The sequence below is a fragment of the Thermovirga sp. genome, assembly GCA_012523215.1.
Taxonomy (GTDB): domain Bacteria; phylum Synergistota; class Synergistia; order Synergistales; family Thermovirgaceae; genus 58-81.
The window spans coordinates 1-1,720 of record JAAYIZ010000311.1 but is presented as its reverse complement, the minus strand read 5'-3'; the positions used below and the strand labels follow the sequence as shown (position 1 = coordinate 1,720).

Here is a 1,720-nt window from a genome sequence, read left to right as displayed (position 1 = left end):
CCCTGATGATGGCCGCCGTCCCTTCCATTGCCTTCATCCTTTGCGCGAAAACTGCCACTTCGATCCTGCTCCTTTCAGTGAACCGCACTTTTTGGTCCGTAAAAAAGGTGGAAGACCTATCTCCCTTGAGTTATCCTTGCAGGTGTGCGAAAAATGTCGGGCGCCCGCCCGGCGACATCCGGTGAAGGAGATCCCGCCAATGGACCTGCTTCAAAAGCTCAAGGAGACAGGCATATCCGTCATCCCCATCATGCTCCTGGTACTTGTATTTTACCCCACGCTGGCGCCAATAGGCGTCCCCCTGCTGACGAGGTTTCTCATCGGGGGACTGCTCATAATAGTTGGTTTGGGCACTTTCCTGCATGGTACCGATGTGGGGATTCTTCCCATGGGACACCGCATAGGCGCCGCCCTCGTGCATAAAAGGAGCGTCCTGCTCATCGTCCTCTCCGGTTTCCTCATGGGCTTTTTTATCACCCTCGCCGAGCCGGACGTCAGGGTCCTCGTGGCACAGGTCGGCTGGTTTACACCCACGATCTCGAAAACCATCCTGATCTCTATGATCGGGATAGGTGTGGGTTTTTTCGTATCCATGGGTATGGGCAGGATCCTCCTGAGGACGCCCTATCATTTCCTGGTGATAGGTTCCTACCTCTTGGTGTTCTGCCTGGCCTACTTTTCCGCCCCGCGGTACCTGGGGATCGCCTTTGATGCCGGCGGAGCCACTACGGGTCCCATGACGGTGCCCTTTACTATCGCCCTTGGCGTGGGTATTGCCGCTGTCCGCGGCGCCAAGGAGTCTGAGAGCGATAGTTTCGGGCTCGTGGGCCTGGCTTCCATTGGGCCCATAATGGCGGTTCTTGCCATGGGCATCTTCGAGGGAGGGGGACAAGCCGCATCATCGACGGGGGAGCCCGCGATGGAAGCGTCGATTTCCCTGGCCTCCGCCTTTCTGGGTGTGCTTCCCGAGACCGCCCGAGAAGCCTTCCTGGCCCTGGCGCCGATCGCCCTTTTCCTCTTCGTCTTCCAGGTAACGCTGCTCCGAATGAACAGGAACCAGGTGGTGAGAGTGATCAAGGGCCTCGTGTATACTTTCGTGGGGCTGGTAATCTTCCTGGCAGGGGTGAAAGGCGGCTTCCTTCCGGCCGGGTCGGTCATCGGGGGGATGATCGGTTCCTCTCCCTTCAATTGGGTCCTCGTTCCCATCGGGTTCGTCCTGGGGGCCGTGGTGGTCCTTGCCGAGCCAGCTGTCTGGGTCCTGAACGACCAGATAGAGATGGTCTCGGGGGGGCGTATTAAAAGGCGTTTTATGCTTATCGCCTTTTCCATGGGAGTGGCGGTTGCCGTGGCTCTTGCGATGTACAGGGTCCTTACGGGATTAAGCATCTGGTGGTTTCTTATTCCGGGTTACACGATCGCCCTCGTGCTTACTCTCTTCTGTCCGCCTATGTTCACCGCGATAGCCTTCGATTCGGGAGGCGTGGCCTCGGGGCCTATGTCGTCCACCTTCGTCCTGGCTTTCACTCTTGGAGCTTCCGCTTCCTCGGGGGGCGACCCCATGCTGGATGGTTTCGGGGTGGTAGCCATGATAGCCATGGTGCCCCTGATTACGATCCAGGTGCTCGGGTTAATGTTCAGGCGCAAGGAAAAAGAGGCCGAAAAAAAGAGGATGGAACGAATCGACAGGGAGGAGGATTCATGATGGGCCGAGAGAACTATG

At 57.8% G+C, this 1,720-nt stretch carries 1 protein-coding gene; it reads left to right on the top strand.

Annotated elements, in window-relative coordinates:
• Positions 1-199 precede the first annotated feature (199 nt).
• Complete coding sequence (locus GX108_08350) at positions 200-1,702, top strand: DUF1538 domain-containing protein (protein ID NLO57032.1); 1,503 nt, start codon at positions 200-202, stop codon at positions 1,700-1,702.
• Positions 1,703-1,720: the final 18 nt, after the last annotated feature.

Coding starts and splice junctions, on each gene's coding strand:
- GX108_08350 (NLO57032.1), top strand. CDS start 200: ATGGACCTGCTTCAAAAGCTCAAGGAGACAGGCATATCCGTCATCCCC.